General features: G+C 43.6%; 2 protein-coding genes. Both read right to left on the bottom strand.

The annotated features are described in order from the left end of the window. Positions 1 to 63 precede the first annotated feature (63 nt). Positions 64 to 1,320: a group II intron reverse transcriptase/maturase gene (ltrA, locus tag ACTNC6_RS16080; protein ID WP_441036853.1), complete on the bottom strand. Its 1,257-nt coding sequence runs from the start codon at positions 1,318 to 1,320 to the stop codon at positions 64 to 66. Positions 1,321 to 1,350: 30 nt separating this feature from the next. Next, positions 1,351 to 1,539: a hypothetical protein gene (locus ACTNC6_RS16075; RefSeq protein ID WP_441036854.1), complete on the bottom strand. Its 189-nt coding sequence runs from the start codon at positions 1,537 to 1,539 to the stop codon at positions 1,351 to 1,353. Positions 1,540 to 1,873 lie beyond the last annotated feature (334 nt).

Raw genomic sequence — 1,873 nt, 5'->3', positions numbered from 1 at the left:
AGTAGGTAGACCCAAGGAACCTCCCCTTGAGTCCCCATCAGAACCGTACGTGAGCCTCTCAACTCATACGGCTCCTTCTCCAACAGATGGTAATATTCCAAATTTCCAGTGTGCAAACAAGTTCCTGTCTCTTCTGGCTATTGCACCAAGCCAGTGCTCGGCTCTGCTCCTCGTATTTTTCTTTTTATAACTTCGTCGTACCCATTTAATCAGGCATTGATTGATATAACGCAGCACCTCGTAGAATTCCGATTTATAATAGTGCGTGTAGTAGTTAATCCATCCTTGTACTACTTTGTTTATCATGTTTCCAATGTCCTTCAGTGTTAAATTTACCTTCAACTGTATCTTCCATTCTCTGATTTTCTGTTTCATGGCAGTTTTGGCTTTTTCACTGACCGCAGGCGTGAATCCTACAAAGCACTTTCCTGCTTTGTTCTTGTTTAACCTTGGTCTGAATGTGTAACCCAGAAAAGTGAATTGAGTACAGCTATAGTTTTGTGACCTTCGGTCATCCTTGCAGTAAACAATACGCGTCTTTTCTTTATTCAGTTCCAGTCCAAACTGTTGAAAACGTTCTTCCAGTTTTTGCTTTATGAATACAGCCTGCTTATACGATTGACAGTGCAGTACTCCATCATCAGCATATCTTTCCCACCAGATGTTCGGATATGCTTTTGACATGTAATCGTCAAATACGTAGTGAAGAAACAGATTTGCAAGTATCGGACTGATAACTCCTCCCTGAGGTGTTCCTGCTTTACGCTCAACAACCGTACCATCACTCATAATAAATGGCACTGTAAGCCAGCGTTTTATATAGAGTATCAGCCATTTGCTCTGCGTATGTTTCTCAACCATGTACATCAGATATCCATGTTTGATGTTATCAAAGAGCCCTTTGATATCTAATTCCAATACCCAGTCTCTTTTAAAACATCTTTCCCTTGCTTGTCCTACTGCCTGAATTGCAGATTTGTTCGGACGGTATCCATATGAGTCATTGTAAAACATTGGCTCAACCAACGGTTCAAAGTACATCTTCGCGACCATTTGTGCGATTCTGTCCTCTACTGTTGGAATTCCCAAAATTCTGGTGCCACCATTTTTCTTGGGTATAGCTACTGCCCTTACAGGCTTCGGGAAATAACTTCCTGATGCCATTCGGTTCCATAGCTTATACAGGTTGTTATTAAGATGCTCCTCAAACTCTTTTATGGTTTGTTCGTCCACCCCATAGCTTCCTGCATTTTCCTTTACCGCCTGAAAAGCTGCAATTACAGCTTTCTTTGAAATATCAAACTGTTTTGCTTCGCTCATAAGCTCCTCCTTATTCCTAAGTTGACTTATTTACTCTGCTTGGATACTGTGGCTTCTTCGCTCTGTTTTCTTTTCAGAAACCGTCTTCACTACTACAAGCCACTCTGCCCCTATGGCTGTATCGGTACTCTGTACCTTGCGGTTCATCCGCTTGGTACCCTCCCTTAACACCAGCCCGTAGGTTCCCACGTTCCATGCGAATGCCTGAACAGTGTTCATGCCACCTTTGCGCCGTCCACCGCATAACCAATAAATAGGCTCCCGTTATGCTTATCCCAGGTTAACGACTGACCCCCTGGTTTTGATGGAATCTATACGCTTTCGACGTTTTCGTAAGTGGTTCACAGCTTCGTTCATCTCCACTGTTCACACCTGACTGTTTTATACAGCCTTTTCTCTGACGCTCAGCACCATAGCTTTTGACTACAGCACCTCAGAGTGGTTTGAAACCTCCACCTATATGGCGGTTCCGATGGGCCTGCCATCATCATTCACACAGCATGGCTATACTTGTTTGGCTTCATGCCACAAGTCCTCGCCTTCGTGGCGCACA

It is taken from the genome of Blautia sp. HCP3S3_C4 (assembly GCF_052064095.1).
Taxonomy (GTDB): Bacteria; Bacillota; Clostridia; order Lachnospirales; family Lachnospiraceae; genus Blautia_A.
This window is presented reverse-complemented; position numbering and strand designations above follow the sequence as displayed.